The 24,564-nt window shown below is 60.6% G+C and carries 19 protein-coding genes; 11 read left to right on the top strand and 8 right to left on the bottom strand.

Translation table 11 applies throughout. The annotated features are described in order from the left end of the window. Window positions 1-447 precede the first annotated feature (447 nt). Together JOD69_RS20810 and JOD69_RS20805 are read right to left on the bottom strand one after the other, a co-directional pair. Complete coding sequence (locus JOD69_RS20810) at window positions 448-1,539, bottom strand: YbdK family carboxylate-amine ligase (RefSeq protein ID WP_348529974.1); 1,092 nt, start codon at window positions 1,537-1,539, stop codon at window positions 448-450. Window positions 1,540-1,576: 37 nt separating this feature from the next. Beyond that, window positions 1,577-2,767, bottom strand: a complete 1,191-nt coding sequence (locus JOD69_RS20805; RefSeq protein ID WP_240507013.1) for a M20 family metallopeptidase — start codon at window positions 2,765-2,767, stop codon at window positions 1,577-1,579. 522 nt (window positions 2,768-3,289) lie between these two features. Here JOD69_RS20805 and JOD69_RS20800 point away from each other — a divergent pair. Further along, entirely contained in the window at window positions 3,290-3,760 is a 471-nt protein-coding gene (locus JOD69_RS20800) for a PepSY-like domain-containing protein (RefSeq protein ID WP_086134515.1), read from the top strand. A gap of 208 nt (window positions 3,761-3,968) precedes the next feature. Here JOD69_RS20800 and solA read toward each other — a convergent pair whose 3' ends face one another. Continuing rightward, on the bottom strand, window positions 3,969-5,096 hold the full coding sequence (gene solA, locus JOD69_RS20795) for an N-methyl-L-tryptophan oxidase (protein ID WP_168183839.1): 1,128 nt from the start codon (window positions 5,094-5,096) through the stop codon (window positions 3,969-3,971). 103 nt (window positions 5,097-5,199) lie between these two features. On the opposite strand from solA, the gene JOD69_RS20790 reads away from it, so the two are divergent. Next, window positions 5,200-5,409, top strand: a complete 210-nt coding sequence (locus JOD69_RS20790) for a hypothetical protein (protein WP_077732779.1) — start codon at window positions 5,200-5,202, stop codon at window positions 5,407-5,409. 114 nt (window positions 5,410-5,523) lie between these two features. On the opposite strand, the gene JOD69_RS20785 is transcribed toward JOD69_RS20790, so the two are convergent. From JOD69_RS20785 to JOD69_RS20765, 5 genes are all read right to left on the bottom strand, one after another. Next, window positions 5,524-5,655 carry a DUF3096 domain-containing protein gene (locus JOD69_RS20785; RefSeq protein WP_156880007.1) on the bottom strand — a complete coding sequence of 44 codons (132 nt, stop codon included), beginning with the start codon at window positions 5,653-5,655 and terminating at the stop codon, window positions 5,524-5,526. Between the two features lie 377 nt (window positions 5,656-6,032). Further along, complete coding sequence (locus tag JOD69_RS20780; RefSeq protein WP_205780903.1) at window positions 6,033-6,476, bottom strand: AAA family ATPase; 444 nt, start codon at window positions 6,474-6,476, stop codon at window positions 6,033-6,035. A 161-nt stretch (window positions 6,477-6,637) separates the two neighbouring features. Further along, window positions 6,638-6,934: a hypothetical protein gene (locus JOD69_RS20775; RefSeq protein WP_210024218.1), complete on the bottom strand. Its 297-nt coding sequence runs from the start codon at window positions 6,932-6,934 to the stop codon at window positions 6,638-6,640. 186 nt (window positions 6,935-7,120) lie between these two features. Continuing rightward, complete coding sequence (locus tag JOD69_RS20770; protein ID WP_077732775.1) at window positions 7,121-7,474, bottom strand: high-potential iron-sulfur protein; 354 nt, start codon at window positions 7,472-7,474, stop codon at window positions 7,121-7,123. A gap of 827 nt (window positions 7,475-8,301) precedes the next feature. Beyond that, complete coding sequence (locus JOD69_RS20765) at window positions 8,302-11,268, bottom strand: cation-transporting P-type ATPase (protein ID WP_210024216.1); 2,967 nt, start codon at window positions 11,266-11,268, stop codon at window positions 8,302-8,304. A gap of 318 nt (window positions 11,269-11,586) precedes the next feature. Here JOD69_RS20765 and JOD69_RS20760 point away from each other — a divergent pair, with 318 nt between their 5' ends. The 9 genes from JOD69_RS20760 to JOD69_RS20720 all read left to right on the top strand — a co-directional run bounded on the left by JOD69_RS20760 (window position 11,587) and on the right by JOD69_RS20720 (window position 24,520). Continuing rightward, window positions 11,587-12,564, top strand: a complete 978-nt coding sequence (locus JOD69_RS20760) for an SDR family oxidoreductase (RefSeq protein WP_168183838.1) — start codon at window positions 11,587-11,589, stop codon at window positions 12,562-12,564. 43 nt (window positions 12,565-12,607) lie between these two features. After that, window positions 12,608-14,032, top strand: a complete 1,425-nt coding sequence (locus JOD69_RS20755) for a hypothetical protein (RefSeq protein ID WP_086134510.1) — start codon at window positions 12,608-12,610, stop codon at window positions 14,030-14,032. A gap of 465 nt (window positions 14,033-14,497) precedes the next feature. Continuing rightward, the gene (locus tag JOD69_RS20750; RefSeq protein WP_077731128.1) at window positions 14,498-14,917 is read left to right on the top strand and encodes a four-helix bundle copper-binding protein; all 420 of its coding nucleotides are present in this window, start codon (window positions 14,498-14,500) and stop codon (window positions 14,915-14,917) included. 225 nt (window positions 14,918-15,142) lie between these two features. Then, complete coding sequence (locus JOD69_RS20745) at window positions 15,143-17,194, top strand: heavy metal translocating P-type ATPase (protein WP_086134509.1); 2,052 nt, start codon at window positions 15,143-15,145, stop codon at window positions 17,192-17,194. Window positions 17,195-17,639: 445 nt separating this feature from the next. Then, on the top strand, window positions 17,640-18,083 hold the full coding sequence (locus tag JOD69_RS20740) for a hypothetical protein (protein ID WP_139841093.1): 444 nt from the start codon (window positions 17,640-17,642) through the stop codon (window positions 18,081-18,083). A gap of 122 nt (window positions 18,084-18,205) precedes the next feature. Then, a complete protein-coding gene (locus JOD69_RS20735; RefSeq protein WP_139841092.1) occupies window positions 18,206-19,516 on the top strand; it encodes a TolC family protein in 1,311 nt (436 codons plus the stop codon). Next, window positions 19,513-20,952 carry an efflux RND transporter periplasmic adaptor subunit gene (locus JOD69_RS20730; protein WP_086134506.1) on the top strand — a complete coding sequence of 480 codons (1,440 nt, stop codon included), beginning with the start codon at window positions 19,513-19,515 and terminating at the stop codon, window positions 20,950-20,952. Before JOD69_RS20735 ends, JOD69_RS20730 begins: the two co-directional genes overlap by 4 nt. Further along, complete coding sequence (locus JOD69_RS20725; RefSeq protein ID WP_086134505.1) at window positions 20,952-24,164, top strand: efflux RND transporter permease subunit; 3,213 nt, start codon at window positions 20,952-20,954, stop codon at window positions 24,162-24,164. Before JOD69_RS20730 ends, JOD69_RS20725 begins: the two co-directional genes overlap by 1 nt. Further along, entirely contained in the window at window positions 24,161-24,520 is a 360-nt protein-coding gene (locus JOD69_RS20720) for a hypothetical protein (RefSeq protein WP_086134504.1), read from the top strand. Before JOD69_RS20725 ends, JOD69_RS20720 begins: the two co-directional genes overlap by 4 nt. Window positions 24,521-24,564: the final 44 nt, after the last annotated feature.

Raw genomic sequence — 24,564 nt, 5'->3', positions numbered from 1 at the left:
TCCGTTCATAAGGTCCGGGAAGGCAGCCCCAAGTTGCGCATTTGCCGTCGCCGAGGAAGCGAAAGCGTGTAAACCTGACTTAAAGGGCGGGTGGCATCGTCGCCATCCAAGCCGTCGTAACTTATGGCGCTTTATTGTTCTTACCAGAAGCCGACGGTGCGCACATCGAGCCGTGCGCTCGATACATTTCTGATTTGTTCGAGACTGATGGGGGACTCACCGGATCCCGCGACAATAAAAGCCCTTTGCCGATTCATTGTCAAATTTGATTAACACCGCCGATTCGAGGCGGTCCGATGGGAACGGAAATTCGGGATAAGTCCGTTTAGGAAATCGACGCGAGGTCCGGTCGACAGGAATTCGGGGCGCAATCACCCGAGGCCGGATGAGTTGCCGGGAAATGCTTTAATGCCCGGCCTGACGCAAACCGGTCGACGGAAGCTCGCACTATGGCTCGATCAGTTCCGCTTCCAATTCTCCGACCAGGCTCGCTGCCACCTTTTGCAGGGATCGCGTTTCGGAAAAGACGGCTCGCTGACGGAGGTAGCTGTGCCCGGTGTCGAGTCGGGCTTCGAGTTGATCGAGCCAGTCTTTGGTCCTCAATTCTTCGGCCGTTTCCGCCAAGCTCGCCAGCAATTCGCGCGTAAACGCCTTGATGGGACGAACATGGCCCGTCTCGTCGACGATGATCTCAGCCTCCACCCCGCGATGAGAGGCTCGGAAACAGTTTTCCTTTTCCGCCCACCAGTGTTGCGGCATCGCGGGACGAACCGGCTTTTCCTGCTCCCAACACCGCAGCAGATAAACCTGTAGGGTCTGGACCAGGGCGGCCAGCATGAATGTTTCCCGCAGGGTCGGCTGAACATCCATCACGCGAACTTCCAGCGTGCCGTAATGGGGACTGGGCCGGATATCCCAGTGGACGTCCCGGACCACGTGGACGGCGCCCGCCGTTCGGAGGTTTTCGAAACACTGGGCGAACTGGCGCCAAGACGTGAAGCTCGGCGGCAGGCCGTAGTCGCGCATCGCCGCCAGGATGCGCTGCCGGAACGAGGCGAAACCGGTATCCTGGCCCTGCCAAAACGGGGAGCTGGCCGAGAGTGCCAGAAGAACGGGCAGATAGGGCTTGAGCTGGCTCATCACGACGACCGCGGCATCGCCCGACGGCATCCCGACATGGACGTGAAGCGCATAGGTTTTCAGCGTGTGCGCCAGGTAAACCATGCGCTGCTCCATCTCGACATAATGCGGCAGCGGCGTCACCGACGCCGGACGCAGCGAGAAGGGATGCGTGCCGGCGCCGCAAAGCGTGAAATGCAATCCTTCGCAGCGGCGCTTCAGTTCTTTGACCAGGCCGGTAACGTCCGACCGCAGTTCTTCGATATCGGCACATACGCAGGAATTGATTTCCACCGTGGACTGGGTGAATTCCGGCTTGATGCGGGGTTCCTCCGGGTGGTCCCGGAGCAGGGGAAGTATGCCGTCGACCAGATCGAGCGTGTCCGGATCGAGCAGCTGAAATTCGATTTCGATTCCCACGGTGGGAGATTTCGAACCGGAGAATTCTAGCTCGTCGTCATGCATACGCCTCGATGGCATCGCGTGCCACCCGGTCGAAGAATGCCGCCCCGATTTTCAGCACCTCTTCGTCGAAATCGAAGGCAGGGCTGTGCAAGGGAATATGTTCCCATCCTTCCCGGCGTGCGCCTAGCCTTACGTAACAGCCGGGAATTTCCTGCAGATAGTAGGCGAAGTCTTCGGATCCCATGCTGGGATATTCCATGGACACGAGCCCCTTTTCGCCGACGATCTTCCCGGCTGCCCGGCGGGCGATTTCCGATTCGACGAGCGTATTCACCACCGGCGGATAGCCTTCGTTGACGATCACCTCGATCCGGGCATTGTGGAGATCCCCGATGCCCTTGGCCATGCGTTCCAGACCTTCGAGGAGATGTTTCCGCACCTCCGGCAGGGTGGTGCGTATCGAGCCCCGGAGCGTCGCCGTTTCGGCGATCACGTTGGGCGCGCTGCCGGCGCTCACCTGGCCGATGGTGATCACGGACGGATAGACCGGGTTCACCTCCCTGGATACCAGAGTCTGCATCGCCACGATCAGGAGCCCGGCGACCACCACCGCATCCACCGCTTCGTGCGGTCTCGCCCCGTGTCCGCCGCGTCCCTGGATTCGTATGAGGAAACCGTCCGACTGGGCGGTGAGCACGCCGGGCGCGACCATGATCTCGCCGACTCGGTAATGCCCGGTCACATGTCCGCCGAAAATGGCTTTGACGCCCGAGAGGGCCCCTGAACGAAGAATAACGCGCGAGCCGCCGCCGCGTTCCTCCGCCGGTTGAAAAATCAGCAAAACGTTCCCTGGAGGCGGATCGTCCTTGAGCAAGGCCGCGGCCCCGAGCACCATCGCCATGTGTCCGTCATGGCCGCAGGCGTGCATTTTGCCCGGATTCAGGGACGCGAAAGGCAGGCCGGTGGTCTCTACCCCCGGCAGACCGTCCATCTCGGCCCGCAAAGCCACGGTTGCACCTTCGCTCTTGCCCGCGATCCGGGCGACGATACCGCCTCCGATGCCGCCGTATTCGTAGGGAATGCCGAGGCGATCGAGCTCCTCCATGATCATGCGAGCCGTCTGGGCTTCCTCGAAAGCGAGTTCGGGATAGCGGTGCAGCAATCGGCGCAACTCCACCATGCGGGGATAAATCCGCTCGACATCGGAGCGCCCGACCATGGGATTATCGTTCGTCAATCTCATCGATATCCGGAAGAGAAATTCGAATGGCCGATCGCCATCGGCCCGGGAGTGGAGATCGGCCTTGGAAAAAGTACTTCCGTCGGAGGCGATGTTGCCTCGGCTGCAAGCCGCCGAACCACAGCTTCTATTAATCAGACCCGTAAATACCCTCCTGGTATTTCGGGCCGCCGCCCAGGCCGGTACACGCCCGGCCTGGGCTCACGCGGCTTGTCGCCGCGCCGGGGCATCCCTGCCCCGGATTAACCCAGCCTATATTTATAGGCCGCGTTAATAAAACGACCCAAGCATAAGGTTCTTATTCGAGCGGGCATGTTCTTCAGCTTTCCATAAAGTACTAGATAGCCGCCGTGTGTGTTAGTTCCGATCGCGTGGCAATCCCGCAATCCCTTTGTCGAAACCCGGCCACCCGTGCGTAGACCAATTCGCGGCTTGGCGGTTCTAAAAGTTGAAAGGCCGGACGTAGAATCTCATGGTGAACGGATGTCTAAGAAGGATCGGAATCATTCCTCAGGATGAAATATCATGAACGGACAGTCATTCCTTGCCACGATACTCGGCGCGGCCATCATCAATCCCGCGCTCGTCGCGGCGCATGAACCGCTACTGAACAAGCAGGACGTTCCTCAGGCAGTCCTTGCGGCCTTTCAAAAAGATCATCCCGCTGCCAAAGGCGTGAAGTACGAGGAAGAAGTCCTCGATGGCAAGGAGGCTTATGAAATCGCCTATCGCGACGACAAGGGGCAGGAACGCTCCGAGGTCTATCGCGCGGACGGCACTCTGGTTGAAACCGAAAAGGTCATTAAACTCGATGAGCTGCCTGAATCCGTACTGCAGGCGGTAAAGAGCGCCCATCCGCGAGCCACGCTGCAGCGGGCCTTTCAGGTTTCCGATACCAGCGGCACCGTGAAGAGCTATGAGGTCGAAATCAGGGAGGGCAAAAAAGAGCGCGAGGTCGAATTCGATACCGATGGAAGGATTTTATCGCGCTGCTAGTCCTTGAGGCCGAAGCAGGCAACCCGGGTTCGGTCGAGCGTTTTTCATCCACGGCTCGATTGCGAGCAGCGTTTCGGCTGGCGCAAGCGATGGCCGGTCTCGCCCACAGGTTCATCGCGGATCGAATGTCCAAGCTAATCGGAGATGTGTCCATGCCGTTCGAATCTCGGGAGAGCGGGCTCATTTTCTCCTTGCGTCTTCCGGCTCGTCATCCCAGGAAACGCCGCACCGTAAATCGTTCCTGCATCGGCGCCCGCCCTTGGGCCAGATCCGCCAACAAGAATCCGGTCAGGATAGCGAACTTGAATCCATGTCCAGAGCACGGCGAGCCGATGACCACGTTGGAATAGCCCGGATGCGTATCGATGATGAAATGTTCGTCGGGTGTCATCGTGTACAGGCATTCGCGCTTCTCGCGAATCGGGCCGTCGCCCCAGGGTAGGAAGCGCTTGACCCATGCCCGCACGGTGTCGACGGACGTGTTGTCCTGCGCGGGGCGAACGTCGTCGGGGTCGATCGCATGGCTCAGGTTGTGGACGGCGATCTTGAGTCCGGTGCCCGTATCCGGCAGCCCATAAATCCAAGGTTCCCGATGATGGATAAACACCGGGAATGTCCCCGGCAAGAACGCGGTGCGCCGGGCAGGCTCGAAAAATACCTGTTCTTGCCGGGTCACCGTCAGCGGCAAATTCAAATCCAGCGTGTGCAGCAGCTTTCCGGCCCAGGGGCCCGCGCTGACGACCACCTTCCCCGCGGTGAATCCGCCTTCTGGCGTTTCCACGTAAACCGAGTCGCTCGACGGTTCGATCTTCGTCGCCGGACATTTCGTCTTCAGCATGGCGCCAGAGATCTCTGCCATTTCCGCCAGTGTCCGCACACAGGCCGAGGCATTCAGAATTGCGGCGTCCGGCTGCAAAATGGCCGCCATATCCCGGTCGAGCCGGAACTGCGGAAAGCGCCGGGCGGTCTCGGTCGCAGAGAGCCATTCGTAGGCGATTCCCGCGGCATCCAGGCAATCGCGCGTGGCCAGCAGCGAGGGGGAATCCGCCGGACCGAAGTCGAGTCCGCCGGAGGGCGTCAGCAGGCGCTTGCCGCTGCGCTGCTCCAGATCGCGCCACATTGGGAATGCCTGTTTCGCCATGTCCACGTAGATGGAGTCCTTATAGGCGTAGCGGATGATGCGCGACTCGCCGTGAGAGCTTCCCATCGAATGATCGAGGTCGAACTGTTCCAATGCCAGGACACGCTGTCCGCGCCGGGCCAGGTGATAGGCGGCCGCCGCACCGACCGCGCCGATGCCGATCACGATCGTGTCATAGGGTTTAACGGATTTCATGGCCATTCGCTTCGCGAAGCTTCGACGGTCGTCCGTGCCCGGCGAAACGCGCCGGTCGAGTCGGACGCAGCTTAGGCAGGGCACAATTCACTAGGAAGCGATTATGTTTCACCCATTATTCAGCAAGAAACAAGTTTATTTGCTGGTCCTGGTCTTCATTTTCGCCACTGCATTCGTCGGCGGCTTCGAGATGCTCGGAACCGTACCGGATTGTTTCAGTATTTACACCTGGGGCGACTTTGCAGGCGAAATAGGACTTTTGGCGCTGATTGGATACCTGGCTTATTGCGTAGGCAGGGAAAGCCGGGATTGATGCCTAATCCCGACCGGGCGATCGACTCGCCGCCGTTAAATCTTTGCAAACTTGGAATAAACGGGGTGCTTGGTCGCCATTAAAAATAATATCGTCGCCGCCGATTCCGATCGATTATCGGTGCATCAATCCCAAAACGCCGACGACGATCAAATAAATCGCCACGAGATAATTTAATAACCTAGGCACGAGCAAGATCAATATTCCGGTCACCAGCGCTAGAACCGGCTGCAAAGGCACGTACATGAGAATTCTCCTGTCTTGAATTTACGGGAATGAGTGTAGCTCGTCTTAATTCCAAATCGCTTTCAATAAGAATTAATTTTTGCCGGGCGGGATAGGCCGCGAGGCCGTAACCCACCGAGCGACCTCGGACCTGTCCTGAGCCAAGTCGAAGGGTCGGCGGGTTGCGCGGAGCCTGTCCTGAGCCCTTCGACGATGCTCAGGACAGGCTTGTCGAAGGGCCTGTCCTGAGCCAGTCGAAGGGCCTGTCCCGAGCGGAGCCGAGGGGCTAATCCGCCATCGATGGGTTTCGCTTCGCTCTACCCATCCTACGATTAATATTCATTCGAATGCCGAATGGAATAGGTCAGGCAACGCCGGAGGGGCCGTCCGCTCGCCTTTCACGATCGCTCGGCTTCACGCGGGATCGCCTGCACCTGAAACTCGCCGCCGCTGCTCCACACATCGAACAGCGCATCGAATCCTTCCTCCCAGGAGGGCGGCTGCCAGCGCCGAAACGCGGCGCGGACGGCTTTTTCCGGAACTCTGCGACGAGTATTGCGCAAAGCATTCCGGACCAAGGCTTCATCGAGTTCGACCCGGAAGGCATAGCCGATCACGCGAAACCCGGCCCGCTTGGCGGATGGGATGTAACGCGCGCGCTCTTCTCGAGTCAGATTGGTATTTTCCACCACATAAGGCTGCCTCGCTTGAAGACAGGCGTCGATCAGCAGCTTTTCCCGGTGTCGGGTACGCAGCATGTCGAGGTTGATCCGTATGTGAGTATCGACGAAGCATGCCTTGAAAAAGGTCGACTTCCCGGCTGCCTGAATTCCTGTGAACACTATGGTTTCCATAAAACGCCAGACTGACTCTCGGCATGAATGTCAGAGTGCTGCAGTCAAGCAACGGCGTTCATCGAAACCCATACACGTCGGAAACGGCGCGCTCGCGAAGCCGAGTCGACAGCCTTACTGCATTCGACATTTGCGCTTCCGCATGCTGTCTACGGCAGCGGCCCAGATGATGGCACAGTGATCGGACCGACCTCGTCGGGCGCCAGGATTTTCAAGCCCTCGTATTCCTCGGGGCTGAGCTTGCCATCGCTGTTCTGGTCCAAGGTCGTCAGATATACCGGTAAACCGGGCACAGCCTTGGATTCATCGGCGGAAATGTATCCGTCCCTGTTCTTATCGATCTCGGAGAAGGCGGGAGGCGATGTCGATTCTGCCGCTTGCACCAAGGCACTCGAGCCGATCGTCATCGCCAGCACCCGGAAAATCGGGATCGGTTTAGTTTTCATTGGGCCTCCTTACCCTATCCAGACAGGATAAATCACCGAATCCAAGCCCATATGTGTTCAGAGTTGGCGCACGAACCGGAACAGGGTGACTTTTATCGATGTTATGCATGCGCAGCTGGCGACACATCTTCGAATCCGGTAACACCGGAACGCGCCGAGCGCGGCGGTGTTACCGTTCGGAGCCGGCTAACCCGCCTTCAGCCAGGAGCTGCACCAGCCGTTAACGTTCACGAGTTTGCCGCCGAAGATGCTGCAAGGGCGCCATTCCCCTTCGCCGGCCTGGAGAAACTTGCAGTTGTGGCAGAATTGCTGCTCGCCGGGTACGCCTTCTCTCGGGGGACGGGTAGCCTTGGTTGCATCCTCCACATAACGGAGCGATTTGGCCATCGGATCGTCCGGCGACAGCTTGGGGGCGCCCGCAGGAGACGGCTCCTGCGCTTGTCCCCGCCGTAGAAATCCGCTCAGCGAAACAGTCATCACCGTAGCGACCACTGTCTTGAGGGCTTGACGTCGGCCTGGATGAAACCTTGAATCTGACATGGCACTCTCCTTGAACCAGGTTGTACGGATGCTTATCGAAACTCGCCCTAGCGAGTTATTAACCCGGCCTATAAATATAGGCCGGGTTAATCCGGGGCAGGGATGCCCCGGCGCGGCGACAAGCCGCGTGAGCCCCGGCCGGGCGTGTACCGGCTTGGGCGGCGGCCCGAAATACCAGGAGGGAATTTACGGGCCTGATTAATAATGGAGGATCGAACTTCAAGTCAACTTCCGGGTGAACAATGCCCTTGCGGAAAGTCGCCGTCAAGCGATAGAGCGAACGGCAATAAACAATTAGACGGTCTCGGCATTTCGTAGTTTGGTGCGGCGGGCTATCCGCTTCGCAACCGGCGCAATACGCTTTAAGCCAAATGGAGAGACATTTGGTCTAGAGCGTTTTCCGAGTCGGTAAGGGATTCGGATATGTAGGTCGGCAATCCCTTGCCAATCGCAAACGGCATCTCTGGGAGCGCCAGAGCTGCCCTTCAAATCGCAAACGGTCGCTTTAGTCGCGACCCTTCCAATCGCAAACGGCCGTCCTGGGAGCGCCAGGACGCCCCTTCCGACAAAGCCCTTCGCCGAGCCGATACGTCGGCAAAGGATTGCCGACCTACGAATGCTTGAATCCATTCACCCGAGCCGAAGGCGCCAACGACTTCCGCCAAGCCTGTTTTGCCCTACGAGCGAGATGAAAACGCTCTAGAGATGGCGTTCGCAACGTAGCCCGCGTGCGGGGCGGCTCCCCGCTCTAAATTAAGCACCGCGCTCAGCCGCTCATTGGTAGAGTTTTGGGACAAACGACCCGCTAAACGGAAATGAAAAATGCTCTATTCGGTCTTCGAGGGCTCTCGATCGTTTTGCGGCTCCGTGCTCGCCCTGTGGTCGAAGGTCCGCGCGTAGGCTTTCAGCATGGCTTCGCTGAATAGACGGAAAGCCTCCACTTTGTCGCTCGTTTTGTTTTCGCTCCTGGGTTTTTCCTCCGCCTCTTTGCCGAAACTGGCGGTATAGGCGTCCAGCAACGCCTTGCTCAGGATGTAAAACGCCATCAATCTTTCTTCCCGTTCGGGCGGAGCGATTTTCTTTTCGGCGGCTGCTTTCTTAAGCGCTCTCTCGACTCTCCTGCCGAAAATCCGGTCAAGACTTTTTTCCGCCGTCACGCTCAGCAGGAGAAAAGCGGCAAAAGCGATGCCGATCCACTGCCAGTCGCCCGGCGCAAGCGTTGCCACCTCGAAGAGCTCGTTCGCGGGCGTATAAAGGACTATCGCCTGCAGGGCCAGGCTCGATGCCACGGCGGCGACCAGCCACCGGTTCGAGAGTATCGGCAGGGCGTAACGCGCCCGGATGACCTGGATTCGGACCATCTCGGCCACGACGATGAAGGTGAAGAGCTGGGTCTGCGCCCGGGCCAGGTCGCCGGTGTTCCAAAGGCCGTGGAAAAACAAAGGCAATCCGGTGGCGGCCATGATCAGGCCGATGCCGAGAATCGAGGCGACGATGCGCCGATCGAGCACCGGTTCGCCGGAACCGCGCGGCGGCTGCTTCATGATGCCTTCCGTCTTGGGATCGGTACTCAAGGCCAGCGCAGGAAGCCCGTCGGTGATCAAATTGATCCACAGGAGCATCACCGGCGTGAGGATCAAGGCTTCGCTCTGGCCTTCGAAAAGGCGGGGAAACAGCGCGGCGCCCGCCAATACGCCGAGGAACACGATCAGGATCTCGCCGGCGTTCGCCGACAGCAGAAAATTGACGAACTTGCGGATGTTGTCGAAGATGCCCCGGCCTTCGGCGATGGCATTGCGCAAAGTCACGAAATTGTCGTCCTGCAGCACCATGTCCGAAGCTTCCTTGGCCACGTCGGTTCCGCGCCGGCCCATGGCCACGCCCACGTGAGCATTGCGCAGGGCCGGGGCGTCGTTCACCCCGTCGCCGGTCATGGCCACCCGATGACCGCTCTCTTGTAGCGCCTTCAAGAGCGCGACCTTGTGGTGGGGCGAAACGCGGGCAAAGACCTCGGCTTTCTCCGCGACTCGCGGCAGCTCTTGCTCGGAGAGGCGGTCGAGCTCCGTTCCGGTCATGGCCCCTTCCGGGCTGAAACCGATCTGCGCCCCGATGGCCTTGGCCGTCGCCAGGTTGTCGCCGGTGACCATGATGACCCGGATACCCGCGTTTCGGCAGTCCTGAACGGCCTCCTTCACCTCGGCGCGGGGCGGATCGATCATGGCCTGCAATCCAAGAAACACCATTCCGCTTTCGATCTCGTCCTCGTTTCCCTCCGTATCGTGCATTTCCTTGTGGGCAAAGGCCAAAACGCGGAAGGCACTGCCGGCGAACTCTTTGTTTTTATCGACGATGGCCTGTCGCGCCTCCTCGTCGAGGGGCTTGGCTTCCCCGTCCTCCCATAGCGAGCTGCATCGCTCCAGCACCACTTCGGGAGCGCCCTTCATGTACGCCATCGGCGGTTCTTCCTTGGCGATCACCGTCATCCGCTTGCGCTCGGACGAGAATGGAATTTCGCGCAGCCGTTCCGGCTTGGCTTCGATCCCCGCCTTGGCGGCCGAGACCAGGAGGGCGACTTCCGTGGGATCGCCGGAATAATCCGCGGCGTCCCCCGTCTTTTCCGCATCGTTGACGATGGCCCCGCATTTTAGGAGCGGCTCCAGCGTCCCGGCGGGCACGGGTTCGCCATTCCGACGGAACTCGCCGTCCGGCTTGGCGCCTTCGCCCGTGACCTCGTAGGTTCGGCCGGCGAAATATAGCCTTTTGACCGTCATCTGATTTTCGGTCAGCGTTCCCGTCTTGTCGGTCACGATCACGTCTACGGAGCCGAGGCTTTCCACGACCGACAGCCGGCGAACCAAGGCGTTCTGCTTGATCAGCCTCTGGGAGCCAAGAGCCAGGGCGAGGGTCACCACGGCCGGCAGGCCCTCCGGCACGGCGGCCACGGCCAGGGTAACGGCCACCAGGATGATGGTGACGATGCCGGTTTCGGTAGCAAAGTACTGGATCACGGCAACTACCAGAATCAACCCGAGGATGCCGTAGCCGATTTGCTTGCCCAGGCGGTCGACCTCTTCCTGGAACGGCGTTTTGTGCTGCTCGGCGCTCTCGATCTCCGAGGCGATGGCGCCCACTTCCGTGTTCATGCCCGTGGCCACCACCACCGCCTTGCCCCGTCCTCTCACCGCATCGGTGTTCATGAACAGCATATTGCTGCGCTGGGCCAAAGGCGTGTCTTCATCCACGGGTTCCGCCTCTTTGGGGACCGTTGCGCTCTCCCCGGTCAGCGAAGCTTCCATCGTCTCCAGACTGTGGGATTCGAGCATGCGGGCATCCGCCGGAATCCGGTTCCCCTGGTCGATCACGATCACATCGCCCGGCACCAGCTCGGTAGCCGGCACCGTGATCTTTGTTCCGTCCCTGAACACCCGCGCCTGCGGCGTGGAAAGCTCCCGGAGCGATTGCATCGCTTTTTCCGCTCGATAATCCTGAACGAAGCCGAACAGCCCGTTGGCCAGCACGATGACCAGAATGAGAATGGCCTCGGTGTATTCCGGGTCCGATCCCGGCAGAAAGCCCACGCCGACCGAAAGGATCGCCGCCGCGAGCAGAAGGTAGATGAGAAAATCGTTGAACTGGGCCAGCAAGATCCTGAGCGGAGAGATCTCCTGTCCTTTCCGGATCTCGTTGGGGCCGTGTTCCTCGATGCGCCGCCTCGCCTCGTCGGCGGAAAGGCCTTCGGCCTTGGTCTTCAGTTCTTGAAGAATCCGGTCTGCGGGTTGACTGTGCCAATTCATGTTTGAGGTCCTTCTCCCATCTTCGACCGCCGAAAAAGCGCCGGGTGCGTAACGATCTGAACGGATCTATCCGGGTATGGACTAAGAGCCTTACCAGAATCGTAGGGTGGGTTAGCGCAGCGTAACCCACCGATCCGAGGCCGCTCGGCTGGTTACGGCCTCGCGGCCTAACCCGCCTAACCCGCCCTACAAACTGTCGAAGGGCCTACTGGGATAAGCATCCAAGGGATGCCCGTTCGATTGCACCCCTCGCCAGCTGAGAACTTACGCTATACCGCCGGGTCTCCTTTAGTAAGCTTATTGCGGAAAGGAATCGCCATGCGGCTCGGGATCGAGAACACCGTTACCGTGATTACCGGAGCATCGAGCGGCATCGGTCGGGCCACGGCTTTGGCGTTCGCAGCGGCGGGAGGAACCGTGGTGGTGGCCGCCCGCCGTGGAGCGGCCCTCGATGAACTGGCGCAGGAGTGCGAAACCTCCGGCGGAAAGGCTTTGGCCGTGCCGGTCGATGTGACCGACGGACCAGCGGTCGAAGCGCTGGCGCGCCGAACCATCGAAACCTTCGGGCGGTTGGATACCTGGATCAACAACGCGGCGGTGACTCTGTTCGGCCGGTTCGAGGAAACCCCGATTGCGGATTTCCGCCGGGTAATCGACACCAATCTATTGGGCTACGTTCACGGTGCTCGGGCCATCCTGCCGTGGTTCCGGGAGCACGGGAGGGGCGTCCTCATTAATGTCTCCTCGGGGGTCGGAAAAATCCCTCAGCCTTTCGCCGCCGCTTATGTCATCAGCAAATACGGCATCGTCGCGCTATCCGATTGCCTGCGGCAGGAGCTTTGGGATGTGCCGGACATTCACGTGGTCACCGTGCTTCCGCCGGCGACCGATACGCCCTTGTTCCAGCAGGGGGGCAATTACATGGGGCGCGCGGCCAGACCCATGTGGCCGATCTATGATCCGGAAAAAATCGCCCGAGCCATCCTGTCCGCCGCGCTCACACCGCGCCGCGAGGTGATCGTGGGCGCCAACATCCGGGCGGCGATCGTCGCCCAGCGCATCGTGCCGGGGCTGTTCGACCGATGGGCGGCTCGGGTGGTCGAAGCGAAGCACTTTCAAGAGCGCGCCATACCGCCGACTTCGGGCAATCTGTTCGAACCCATGCCCGGATACGGCAGGGTGCGCGGCGGCTGGAAAAGACCCCGGCAAAGGCTGCCCGTTTCCTGGATGGCGCTGGCCGGGGTACTGGGCATCGGCATGGGGTTCGGGTTCGCCGGACTCGGAAGAAGATCGTGAGTCCACCCTGATCCTCGTCATTTGTCTCGCAAGGAGTAAGCCTATGCTGTTTCGAACGGCTATCGATATCGAGAGCACCCTCAGGGGAGTAGTGGAAATCAAGGGCAACGAAGTCGAAGTCGTCGATGCCGACAGGCTCCGGGAAGCGTGCATCGACCGGCTGGTCTACAACGCCATCTTCCATGAATCGGAAGAATTCAGATATTTCCTGCAATGGTTGATTCGGGAAGTAGCCGCCAAGCTGGTGGTTTATCCGACCTCCATCCAGGGGCTGCATGAAGCGGCAGTCCTGGGCGTGGCTCCGGTTTTCACGGCTCCGGTGCTGAGTCTGCATGCGCTGAGCTACGATGTGGCGAGGGCCTGTTTTCGCGCGGCTGGGGAGACCGGCGCAGGCGCTTTCAGTTTCGGCTACACCGATGAAGTCTCCGGTTACGGGTTCCAGTCGCCGGCCGAGTATGCCACCTGCATTCTGGCGGCGGCGATTCGCGAGGGATATCAGCGAGCCGTCTTCCTCCAAAGCGATCATATTCGCATAGGACGCGCCAGTTATCAGGTCAGCCGGGACGATGAGATCGACAGGCTGAAAGAACGGATCGAAGAGGCGATTACGGCCGGATTCTTCAATATCGATCTCGATACCTCGAGCCTGGCGGATTTCTCCCGCCCGAGCTTTCCGGAACAGCATCAGCAAAGCGGCCGGGAATGCGCCGAACTGGTCGCGTTCATCCGCGAGATCGAGCCGGAGGAGCTGTCCGTCGACATCGGTGCCGAAATCAAGGCGATGGGCGATGGAAACCTGACCGCGGATCAGTTTCGCGCCTTCATGGAGAGCTTTTACGTCCAGCTCAATCTTCCGGGCGGTAAGAAGGACCTTTCCAAGGTTGTCGTCCTGGTGGGCGAGGCGGACGTCGATCTCAATTTGGTCCGGGATCTCGGCGAGATCGCTCGCCGGGAGTATGGCCTCAGCCTGGCGGTGCGCAGCGGGATAACGCCCATTCCGGAAACGCTGTTCCCGCAGTTTCCGGGGAATAACGTCAGCGAACTGCATCTCGTCGCGCCGTTCGAGGACCTGATCTTCGACCACGAGGCGTTTCCCGTGGAGTTGAAAAAGGACATCTACCGCTGGATCGATAGCGAATGGCCCGGAGAGCGGCAGCCCGGCATGAGCGACGAAGCGTTTTACCGCGCCACCCGCAAGCGGGCGCTGCTGCCTTTCAAGCAAGCCCTATGGGACTTGCCGCCGGCGCAGCGCGACCGAATCACGGCCGATGTGCAGGGCAAGGCGGTCTCTTATTTCGACACTCTGAAGGCGAGCAATACCACAGGACTCGTCCGCGACACCGTCGATATCGAAAGAGTGGGATTGCCGGCACCGGTTTCCGGGTATAGCCATACGGCGGAGATCACGTTCAAGACCCTGCTGGACCGAATGGGCGGTACCCGGCCGGTCACTGTAGGACCTCGTTAGCGCGGGAGCGGGTTGGCAGAGGGGCATGGACACTGCCGTGTTCTGTCGAGTGATGTATTCGAATCGGCCGCCGATAACATCCGGTCGTATCTCAAAACGATCGTAGGGTGGGTTAGGCGCGCACTGTCACGAACCATGCTGCGACCGCAGGACTTTCCGCGCGCCGTAACCCACCGGTTCCCGCAGCCTTGCCTGGTGGGTTACGGCGCGCGGAAACACCAAAGGAACTTTGCAGGTTCCGTTGATGCGCGCCTAACCCACCCTACGAAAGATGTGCCGCATGAAAACCCGAGCGATCCTGCCGGAACCGAGCCAGTTAAACCCCGGTCCTACTTTTTTGCGGACTGGTTTTATCGCCATTCGGTCCGACAAAAAACCGGTCTCAAACCGGAGAGAAGCCTTCCAGTAAATGGAACAGGCGGAGACGAACGAAATATACATGGCAAGGAATACAGGAGGCACATCATGAACGCGATTCAGGAAATGCTCAAAGCGCATCCGCACCCGGCCGTAATGGGACGTGGAGTGGACATGGGATTGTTGTCACAAACGGCAAGCGAACTGTTCGATTGCGCGCAAGCGTGTACCGCATGCGCTGACGCCTGCGTCGGAGAGGACCAGGTGCAGAATCTCAAACGATGTATTCGGATGTGCATGGATTGCGCGGACATCTGCGAGGCGACGGGCCGGCTGGTTTCGCGCGAGACCGAATCGGACATGAGGATGATGCGCAGCCAGTTGCAGGCCTGCGCGACGGCCTGCGGAATCTGCGCCGAGGAGTGCGAGCGGCATGCCTCTCGTCACGAACACTGCCGCATTTGCGGTGAGTCGTGTCGCCGTTGCGAGCAAGCCTGCAACAAGCTGGCGGGTGCGATCACGATGTAACCGGCATGGGTTCCGTTAAGAAACGAGCGGTTCGGCGCCGGGAATAGGCCGGACCGTTCGTGAGAAATCTGTGTAGCGGTGCGCTCCGCTCTTGGGAGGCCGGAGCGCACTTCCCATCGAGCTCTTCCGGTATGAAAATGAACACGCATAGCCCAGAACCGGAATCCGCTACCAACTAACCCCGCCCACCGCTTGGCGGCTGGAACGATCCCACGGAGCGCCGCCATGACACACCATACCCATTCCGAGCCGCAAGCCGCTCCCGCTCGCCACGTTCCGGCCGATCGCCGCGAAGGCCATCATGCGGAACATCACGATCATACGGCGATGGTCGAGGACTTCCGCCGCCGCTTTTGGTTTTCGCTGGTTCTGACCGGCCCCATCCTGGCGCTTTCGCCCATGATTCAGGAGTGGCTGGGGCTCGAGGAACGCCTCGCCTTTCCGGGGGACACCTACGTCCTTTTCGGTCTCTCGACGGCTGTCTATCTCTATGGCGGCTGGCCGTTTATCCGCGGATTGTTCGACGAGCTCCGGCAGCTTCAGCCGGGCATGATGACGCTGATCTCGCTGGCCATCAGTGTGGCCTATTTCTATTCGAGCGCCGTGGTGTTCGGCCTCTCGGGCCAGGTGTTCTTCTGGGAGCTGGCGACCCTGATCGACGTCATGCTGCTCGGTCACTGGATCGAGATGAAGTCCGTGATGGGCGCCTCGGGCGCTTTGGATGCCCTGGTGCGGCTGATGCCCACCGAAGCGCATAGGCTGCGGGAAAACGGCGAAGTCGAGGAAGTCCCGGTCACCGAACTTCACCCCGGCGACCGGGTGCTGGTCAAGCCGGGCGAAAAAATCCCGACCGACGGCCTCATCGTCGAAGGCCGCTCGAGCTTGAACGAGTCCATGCTGACCGGCGAATCCAAGCCCGTCACTCGCCGCGAAGGCGACGAGGCCATCGGCGGGGCGGTCAACGGCGAAGGGGCGCTGGTGCTGGAAATCCGGAAGACCGGGGCGGAAACCTATCTTGCGCAGGTCGTCGAAATGGTGCGGCAGGCGCAAGCCTCCCGTTCGCGGGCGCAGGATTTGGCGAACCGCGCCGCCCAATGGCTGACCTATATCGCCTTATCCGTGGGAACGCTGACCCTGATCGTGTGGCTTTTGCTGGGCGAACCCTTCGAATTCGCGCTGGAGCGCAGCGTGACCGTAATGGTCATCACCTGTCCGCATGCTCTGGGGCTCGCCGTGCCGCTGGTGGTGGCGGTGAGCACCTCGCTGGCCGCCCTGAGCGGTCTTCTCATCCGGAACCGGGCCGCTTTCGAGCGCGCCCGGAACCTGCAAGCGATCGTGTTCGACAAGACCGGTACCCTAACCGAAGGCCGCTTCGGAGTATCCGACGTTCTGCCGCTGGCGGATATCGACGAGGCGGAGCTGCTGCGGCTGGCTGCCTCGCTGGAGCAGCAATCGGAACACCCGATCGCCCTGGGCATCGTCCGGGCGGCCGAGGAGCGCGGCATCCGCCTGGCCAAGGCGGAGGAATTCCGGAACCTGACCGGCCGCGGCGCCGAGGCCCGGATCGAAGGACGGCTGATCAGGGTCGTAAGTCCGGGGTTTGTCGAGGAGCAGGGATTCGGCGTTCGCGACGAGCGATTGAGCGAACTGGCGGGGCAGGGCAAGACGGTGGTCTACGTGACGGACGGCGACCGGGTTCTCGGGGCCATCGCGCTGGCCGACGTGGTCCGTCCGGAATCCTTCGAAGCGATCGCACGGCTCAAGGCCATGAACATCCGCTGCCTCATGCTCACCGGCGACAGCCGGGCGGTCGCGGCGCACGTGGCCGGACAGCTCGGGCTCGACGATTACTTCGCCGAGGTCCTGCCCCACGAGAAGGCGGCGAAAATCCGCGAGGTAAAGTCGGAGGGCGTGACCGTCGCCATGGTGGGCGACGGGGTCAACGACGCGCCGGCTCTGGTCGAGGCCGATCTCGGCATCGCCATCGGCGCTGGCACCGACGTGGCTATCGAATCGGCCGACATCGTTCTGGTGCACAGCAATCCGCTCGACGTGGCCGCGACGCTTGGCCTGTCCCGCGCCACCTACGGCAAGATGGTCCAGAATCTTTTGTGGGCCACCGGCTACAACGCCGTGGCCATTCCCCTCGCGGCCGGCGTCGCCGCGCCGTTCGGCTGGGTGCTGTCGCCGGCAGTGGGGGCGGCGCTCATGTCCCTCAGCACCATCATCGTCGCGATCAACGCGAAGCTCTTGGAGCGTTATCGCAGCCGGCTGTAAGCTGTGTCCAGCTTCGAAGAATCGCCAGGACGCCGAGGGTGTTGTTTTTCCGCTTTTCCTGATGAAAGGATTCCGCTGCGTCTTTCGGGAACACCGGGCTGAACGTGTCGCCCGATGCCTCGTACCCGGCATCTGAACCAAAGCTTCGACCCGTGCCGAAAGCGGAAAATGAGGCGGGAGACAAACGCACCCTTATTGCGGCGACAATGGCCAAAACAACAGTCAATCGAGAGAATGCCTCGCCGATTCCCGAGCACGCCTGAGCTTAATCAATTCTATACCGCTCGCGCTTATTTCTTTTTTAAGCACCTAAATCCGGAGTCCGGTGTCGTAATGGGAGCGGTGGCTGGTCGCATTATCGGTAAAAGACCGTATTGAACATCTCCCCCGGCGATCTAGTCTTGTGGTATCTTTCCCTGGCTTTTCTTGCTTTCGGCCTGATGTAGTGTTCGGCAAGACTCCCAACGTGGACGGCAACGTATTGACGTATCTTCGTAAACACTCCGCTCCAACCCGCGCTCTGATTCCGTTCTTTCTGATCGCGTGGCTGGCGTTGCCGGCGGCTATTGTCTGCGAGACGGTTTTCAAGCAGTTGCACAACGCTTTCCTGTCGGAGTGCGAGCAGGGGAACCTCAGTCACCCGTCCCATCATGAGCCATCTCTTCCCGACGACTGCAACCTAGGGTTGTGTCTCGACGCCAAGACTTTTGAACACAGCAACCACGGCCTCTTCGATCAGAAGCTGGAGATTTTCTTCGCCTGGGTGGTCTGTTGGCTGGTCCTGCTGATCCCGCCTGGAGAGACCGCTCGTCCGATCTCACCCCCGCCGCGTCTTCAACGAAGGCGGCGCGTCCCTCTCATCTATCGATTCTGCACGCTACTGAATTAGCAGTCCTTTCCTAGCGACGCTGTGGAAAACTCCGGAGCCGTGATATCGCACGGGGCCGGGGTTTTCGGTATGGCCTGAATCTTGGGACTCAGAGACCTGAACTTCGTCAAGGGAGAACTACTGTGCTCCGCTTACGCAAAATGCATCGGCTGCATCGCCGGCCTTTTGCCTTCATTCTGATACTGATTGGCCTAGGTTGTTTTTCATCGTCCCCTCGGGCGCAGGAAAAAACGGCCTCGCTAAGCCTCGATGCGGCCGTTTCCCAGGCTCTCGCCAATAATCCGAGCCTCGCCGAAATCAACGCCCGCGCCGAAGCGATGGCGACGGTTCCGTCGCAGGCGGGCAGCCTGCCGGACCCTACCTTGAGCGTCGAAATGCTGAACCTTCCCGCCGACAGCTTCGATGTCCGGGAGGACTTCATGACCATGGTGGATGTGGGCCTCAGCCAGACCGTTCCGTTTCCGGGCAAGCTGGCGCTCAAGGAACAGGCGGCCGGATTCGAGGCAGAGGCTGCCGCGCAAACGGTCGAAGAAGCCTGTCTGCGATTGGTGCGGGACGTGAAACTCCGCTGGTGGCAACTGTTTTACCTGGAGCGGACGCTGCAAATTCTCACCGAAACCGAAACCACTCTGCGTGACGTGATCCGAGCCGTTCAGGCGCGTTACCGGGTCGGCGAAGCCCTCCAACAGGATGTGCTCCAGGCGCAACTGGAACTGTCCAAATTGGGCGAGGAGCGGCTGATTCACACCGCCATGCACCACCGCGAAGTTGCCCGCCTCAACGCCCTGCTCGACCGCCCGCCGACGAGCTTATTCGATCTGGCCTACGATGAGCCGGAGGAGCTTCCGGAGATGCTCGCCGAGGAGCAGCTGGACGAAGCCGCGGAACAGGGGCGGCCGCTGCTGAATCAAAAACGGCGCAGCGTCGACGCTGCTCAAAGCCGGGTGGAGCTGGCGAAGAAAGACTATTACCCAGACCTCACCTTCAGCGCCGGCTATGCTTTTCGCGACCGCGCCCCCAACGGCGAGAACCGCAGCGATTTCGTCCGCTTCGGAGTCAGCCTCAATCTTCCCGTCTATGCCGGACGTAAGCAGGCGAAGGCGGTGGATCAGCAGCAAAGCGAATGGCTGCGCGAAAAATATGCGCTGCAGGACGCATTCAGAAAGGTTCAGGCGGACATCGCTGCGACGCTGTCCGATTACCGGCGCGCCAAGGACCACCACGCCTTGCTGCGCCACGAAATCGTCCCCTTGGCCGAGCAGACCGTCGCATCCTTGAGAGCGAACTTCGAGGTCGGCAAGGCCGCCATGGCCGATCTGCTCCGCGCCACGGCCAATCTCCGCAACGCCGAAATCCAGGCCTGGCAAGCTTACGCCCAGGCGCAGCAGGCTTTGGCCAGGCTTTCCGCCGCGGCCGGCAAGGAGGCCTTATGAACCGATCGGCCGTGTTTTTGATATTGGCGGCGCTGATCGTCGGCCTGGCTTCGGGCTATTGGCTGGCCGGGTTCCGCGAGGGCTCGGAGCCGTCGACTCCCGCCGAGAAAAGAGCCCTGTATTACCGCCACCCCATGAATCCCTCGGTCACCTCGCCGGTCCCGGCGAAGGACGAAATGGGTATGGATTACGTTCCGGTCTACGAGGATCAGGCACCGGAAACCGGGCAAGCGGAACCGCATCCGAGCGCCGAAACGCCCAAGAAACGCAGAATCCTTCATTACCGGAACCCGATGGGACTTCCCGATACCTCGCCCGTACCGAAAAAGGATTCCATGGGAATGGATTACATTCCCGTCTACGCCGACGAAGAAACGCCCGGCGAAGGCAATATCGTCAAAATCAGTCCCGACAAGGTCCAGAAGCTCGGCGTCCGGACGGCGGTGGCGGAGCAGCGGGATCTGGTCCGCACCGTCCGCGCGGTCGGTCTCATCGAGGCGGACGAACGGCGGCTCCACACGATGGCGCTCAAGTTCGACGCTTACATCGAAAAGCTCCACGTCAACGCCACCGGCCAATCGGTTAAGAAAGGGCAGCCGCTGTTCGAACTGTACAGCCCCGATCTGGTATCCGCGCAGAACGACTACCTGATCGCCAAAAACAGCCGATCCGCGCTGAAAAACGCCGCGCCGCACACTCAAGCCGAGATGGAAAGTCTGGTGCAAAGCAGCCTGGAGCGGCTGCGTTACTGGGGCGTCTCGGAGGCCGAAATCCGGCAGTTGGAACGAGAGGAGATCGTCCGGCGCAATCTGGTCATCCGCTCGCCGGTATCCGGCGTTGTCATGGAAAAAACGGCCATTGCCGGCATGCGAGCGATGGCAGGCGACACCTTGTTCAAAATCGCCGATTTGTCCTCGGTATGGATCATCGCCGAGGTCTTCGAGCAGGAGCTCGGTCTGATATCGAGCGGGCAGGCCGTCCGGGTCGGACTCGACGCCTATCCGGGCCGAACCTTCGACGGCAAGGTGACTTTCGTCTATCCGACCCTGAATCCCGAAACCCGGACGGCCCGTGTTCGGATCGAGCTGCCCAATCCTAAAGGGCTCCTGAAGCCCATGATGTACGCCCATGTCGAGTTGGCCGGCACCGTCCGGCCAGCCTTGGCCATTCCAGAGTCCTCGGTGCTGGAAGGCGGCAAGCGCCCTCGGGTTCTGGTGGATCGCGGCGAGGGCCGTTTCGAGCCTCGCCTGGTCCGGCTGGGTACGCGAGGCGATGAGTGGGTGGAAGTCTTGGAAGGCCTGAAGGCCGGCGAAAACGTGGTGATCAGCGCCAATTTCCTGATCGACGCCGAAAGTAACCTGAAATCGGCCTTGGACAGCTTCGGCGCTCCGGAGCCGCCGGCGCCGGGTAATCACGCCGATCATGGGGGAATGTGATGCTGGCACGAATCATCGAATGGTCGGCGCGCAACGTCTTTCTGGTGCTGCTGGCGACGGTGTTCGCCGTCTTCGCCGGCATTTATTCCGTGGTGAAGACCCCGCTCGACGCGCTGCCCGATCTCTCCGACGCACAAGTCATCGTTTACACCGAATATCCCGGCCAGGCCCCGCAAGTGGTGGAGGATCAGGTCACTTATCCCTTGACCACCGCCATGCTGAGCGTGCCCCGCTCCAAGGTCGTGCGCGGTTTCTCGTTCTTCGGCGCATCGTTCGTCTACATCATTTTCGAAGACGGTACCGACATTTATTGGGCGCGCTCGCGGGTTCTGGAATATCTGAACTTTGCCGCCAAGCGGCTGCCGATGGGCCTGACGCCCACACTGGGACCCGACGCCACCGGCGTCGGCTGGGTTTACCAATATGTCGTGCAAGGCGCCCGGCACACTTTGGCGGAACTCCGCAGTCTCCAGGACTGGTTCATCCGCTATCAGCTCGCCAAGGCGCACGGTGTGGCGGAAGTCGCCAGCGTCGGCGGCTTCGTCCGGCAGTACCAGGTCGTCGTCGATCCGCGCCGGCTCCAGGCTTACGGAATTCCATTGAGCACGGTCAGCGAGACGATCCGGGCGAGCAACCGTGATGTCGGCGGGCGGGTCGTCGAAATGAGCGAAACCGAATACATGGTACGCGGCAAAGGGTATCTACGAGGCATCGGCGATCTGGAGAAACTGGTGCTCAAGGCCGAAAACGGTACGCCGGTGCTGCTCAGGGACGTGGCTCGGGTGGAACTGGGGCCGGACGAGCGGCGCGGGCTCACCGAACTGAACGGCGAAGGCGAGGCGGTTTCCGGCATCGCCATGGCCCGCTACGGCCAGAATGCGCTGGACGTGATCCGGAACGTCAAGGAGAAACTGGCCGAAATCAGCAGCGGCCTGCCCGAGGGCGTCTCGGTCGAAGCGGTTTACGACCGCTCGGGTTTGATTTTGAGGGCCATAGCCAATCTGCGCGAAAAGCTCGTCGAAGAAACCCTCGTCGTGGCCGCAGTCTGCATCGTCTTCCTGCTCCATATTCGAAGCGCCCTGGTGGCCATCGTCATGCTGCCGATCGGGGTGCTGATCGCCTTCATCGTCATGCATCTTCTAGGCATCAACTCCAATATCATGAGTCTCGGCGGCATCGCCATCGCCATCGGCGCCATGGTGGACGCCGCCATCGTGATGATCGAAAACGCCCACAAGCATCTGGAACGGGCGGAGCCTCATGAAAACCGGCTCGCCATCATGATCAAGGCGGCCCGTGAGGTCGGCCCCGCCCTGTTCTTCAGCCTGCTGATCATTACCGTCTCCTTCCTGCCGGTGTTCGCGCTGGAAGACCAGGAAGGCCGCTTGTTCAAGCCGCTGGCCTACACCAAGACCTTCGCCATGGCGGGCTCGGCGCTGTTGTCGGTGACGCTGGTACCGGTGCTGATGCTCTTGTTCATCCGGGGGCGGATCGTGCCGGAGCACAAGAACCCGGTCAGCCGAGTGCTGATCTGGCTATACCGCCCGGTCATCGCCTTCGTGCTGCGCTGGAAGAAGCTGACCATCGCTTTTGCCCTGCTGGTCCTGGCGGTGACGGCCTATCCCCTGTCCAAGCTCGGCAGCGAGTTCATGCCCACCTTGAACGAAGGCACGCTGCTGTTCATGCCCATGAGTCTTCCGGGGCTTTCGCTGACGAAGGCGGCGGAGATCATGCAGATTCACAACCGTATCCTCAAGACCTTTCCCGAAGTCGAGTCGGTGTTCGGGAAGGCCGGCCGCGCCGCCACCGCCACCGACCCGGCTCCGCTCGAGATGTTCGAAACCGTCGTCAACCTCAAGCCGGAGGACCGGTGGCGGCCGGGCATGACCACCGAAAAGCTGATCGCCGAAATGGACCGTGCCACCCAGATGCCCGGCGTTACCATCGCCTGGACCATGCCCATCAAGAACCGCATCGACATGCTGTCCACCGGCATCCGAACGCCCATCGGCATCAAAGTGTTCGGTAATGATCTGACAGAAATCGAACGGCTCGCGACCGAAATCGAATCGGTCGTCAGAACCGTCCCCGGCACGACCAGCGCCTATGCGGAACGGATCACCGGCGGCTATTACCTGATCATCGAGCCGAATCGCCTGGCTCTGCCGCGCTACGGATTGAGCATCGGCGCCTTACAGGACGTGGTCGCGTCCGCGCTGGGGGGCGAGACGGTCACGACCACGGTGGAAGGACGGGAGCGCTACGGCGTGATCGTGCGTTATCCCAGGGAGTTCCGCGATTCGCCCGAGGCCATCGCCACCCAGGTGCTGGTGCCGGTGCCGTCCGGCGCCATGATTCCCTTGGGGCAAGTGGCGCGCATCGGACTGAACAAGGGCCCCGCGTCCATCCGTACCGAAAACGCCCTGCTGTCCGCCTATATCTACGTGGACCTCCGCGACCGAGACATCGGCGGTTACGTGACCGACGCCCAGAGAGCCGTGCGCGAGCGGGTGAAATTCCCGCCCGGCTATTACGTCACGTGGAGCGGCCAGTTCGAGTACATGGAACGCGCCAAGGCCAAGCTCCGCATCGTGGTGCCGATGACGCTCCTGATCATCGTCGTTCTGCTGTATCTCAACTTCAAACGTGTCACGGAGACGGTCATCGTCCTCCTGTCGCTGCCTTTTTCGCTGGTGGGCGGCATCTGGCTGATGCACTGGCTGGGCTATAACCTCAGCGTGGCGGTCGCGATCGGCTTCATCGCCTTGGCCGGCGTCGCGGCGGAAACCGGGGTGGTCATGCTGATTTATCTGGATCAGGCGCTGAACAAGCTGAAGGAACGACGAGCGGCGGCCGGCGAACGATTCAGTTTCTCCGACCTTCACGCCGCGATTATGGAAGGGGCGGTAGAACGGGGCAGGCCGAAGGTGATGACGGTCGTCGCCATCATGGGGGGACTCTTACCCATCATGTGGGGCTCGGGCACGGGCTCCGAAATCATGCGCCGCATCGCCGCGCCCATGGTGGGCGGAATGGTGTCGTCCACTTTATTGACCCTGATCGTGATTCCGGCGATTTACGCGCAAGTCAAAGGTTTATCCGTCGAAAAACACCCGCTGAGGCAAGGAGGTGCGGCCGGAAATAGCGCCAATTTTGTTCGAAATACTTCGCAGTTTGGTAATCGAAAACCTTTGAAAGGAAAAAAACCATGAGAACCAAAATCGTAATTGCTGTTTTAGCCTTGTTCGGACTATTGGTTTCCTGCGCCGAAAGGAGCCCTCACCCGATGGACATGTCTGTGGCGCTTCAAAGCGCCAAGACTTCCGCCGATCATCAAGCCTTGGCCGATCATTACGAGGCGGTCGCCAGGGACATGGAGCAAAAGGCCGAGGAGCATAGGCAAATCCTCGCGCAATTCCGGAAAGATCCCCATGACTATCCTCGGGAGTACAAAGGTGGGAGTTTCGAGGCTCATTGCAAAAGGCTGATCGATATCTACGAGCGTGCCGCCGAGGCCAATCGAGACATGGCGGAAGACCATCGACGGATGGCGGGCGGGCCCAGGTAAGGCCAATCGGTTCGGGGACATGGAGGTCTCAATCCATGTCCCTA

The sequence above is a fragment of the Methylocaldum sp. RMAD-M genome, assembly GCF_017832375.1.
Classification (GTDB): domain Bacteria; phylum Pseudomonadota; class Gammaproteobacteria; order Methylococcales; family Methylococcaceae; genus Methylocaldum.
The sequence above is the reverse complement of the archived record's forward strand: the minus strand, read 5'-3'. Positions and strand labels throughout refer to the sequence as shown.

Coding starts and splice junctions, on each gene's coding strand:
- JOD69_RS20755 (WP_086134510.1), top strand. CDS start 12,608: ATGCTGTTTCGAACGGCTATCGATATCGAGAGCACCCTCAGGGGAGTA.
- JOD69_RS20760 (WP_168183838.1), top strand. CDS start 11,587: ATGCGGCTCGGGATCGAGAACACCGTTACCGTGATTACCGGAGCATCG.
- solA (WP_168183839.1), bottom strand. CDS start 5,096: ATGAAATCCGTTAAACCCTATGACACGATCGTGATCGGCATCGGCGCG.
- JOD69_RS20750 (WP_077731128.1), top strand. CDS start 14,498: ATGAACGCGATTCAGGAAATGCTCAAAGCGCATCCGCACCCGGCCGTA.
- JOD69_RS20805 (WP_240507013.1), bottom strand. CDS start 2,767: ATGAGATTGACGAACGATAATCCCATGGTCGGGCGCTCCGATGTCGAG.
- JOD69_RS20770 (WP_077732775.1), bottom strand. CDS start 7,474: ATGTCAGATTCAAGGTTTCATCCAGGCCGACGTCAAGCCCTCAAGACA.
- JOD69_RS20730 (WP_086134506.1), top strand. CDS start 19,513: ATGAACCGATCGGCCGTGTTTTTGATATTGGCGGCGCTGATCGTCGGC.
- JOD69_RS20790 (WP_077732779.1), top strand. CDS start 5,200: ATGTTTCACCCATTATTCAGCAAGAAACAAGTTTATTTGCTGGTCCTG.
- JOD69_RS20800 (WP_086134515.1), top strand. CDS start 3,290: ATGAACGGACAGTCATTCCTTGCCACGATACTCGGCGCGGCCATCATC.
- JOD69_RS20775 (WP_210024218.1), bottom strand. CDS start 6,934: ATGAAAACTAAACCGATCCCGATTTTCCGGGTGCTGGCGATGACGATC.
- JOD69_RS20785 (WP_156880007.1), bottom strand. CDS start 5,655: ATGTACGTGCCTTTGCAGCCGGTTCTAGCGCTGGTGACCGGAATATTG.
- JOD69_RS20720 (WP_086134504.1), top strand. CDS start 24,161: ATGAGAACCAAAATCGTAATTGCTGTTTTAGCCTTGTTCGGACTATTG.
- JOD69_RS20725 (WP_086134505.1), top strand. CDS start 20,952: ATGCTGGCACGAATCATCGAATGGTCGGCGCGCAACGTCTTTCTGGTG.
- JOD69_RS20745 (WP_086134509.1), top strand. CDS start 15,143: ATGACACACCATACCCATTCCGAGCCGCAAGCCGCTCCCGCTCGCCAC.
- JOD69_RS20765 (WP_210024216.1), bottom strand. CDS start 11,268: ATGAATTGGCACAGTCAACCCGCAGACCGGATTCTTCAAGAACTGAAG.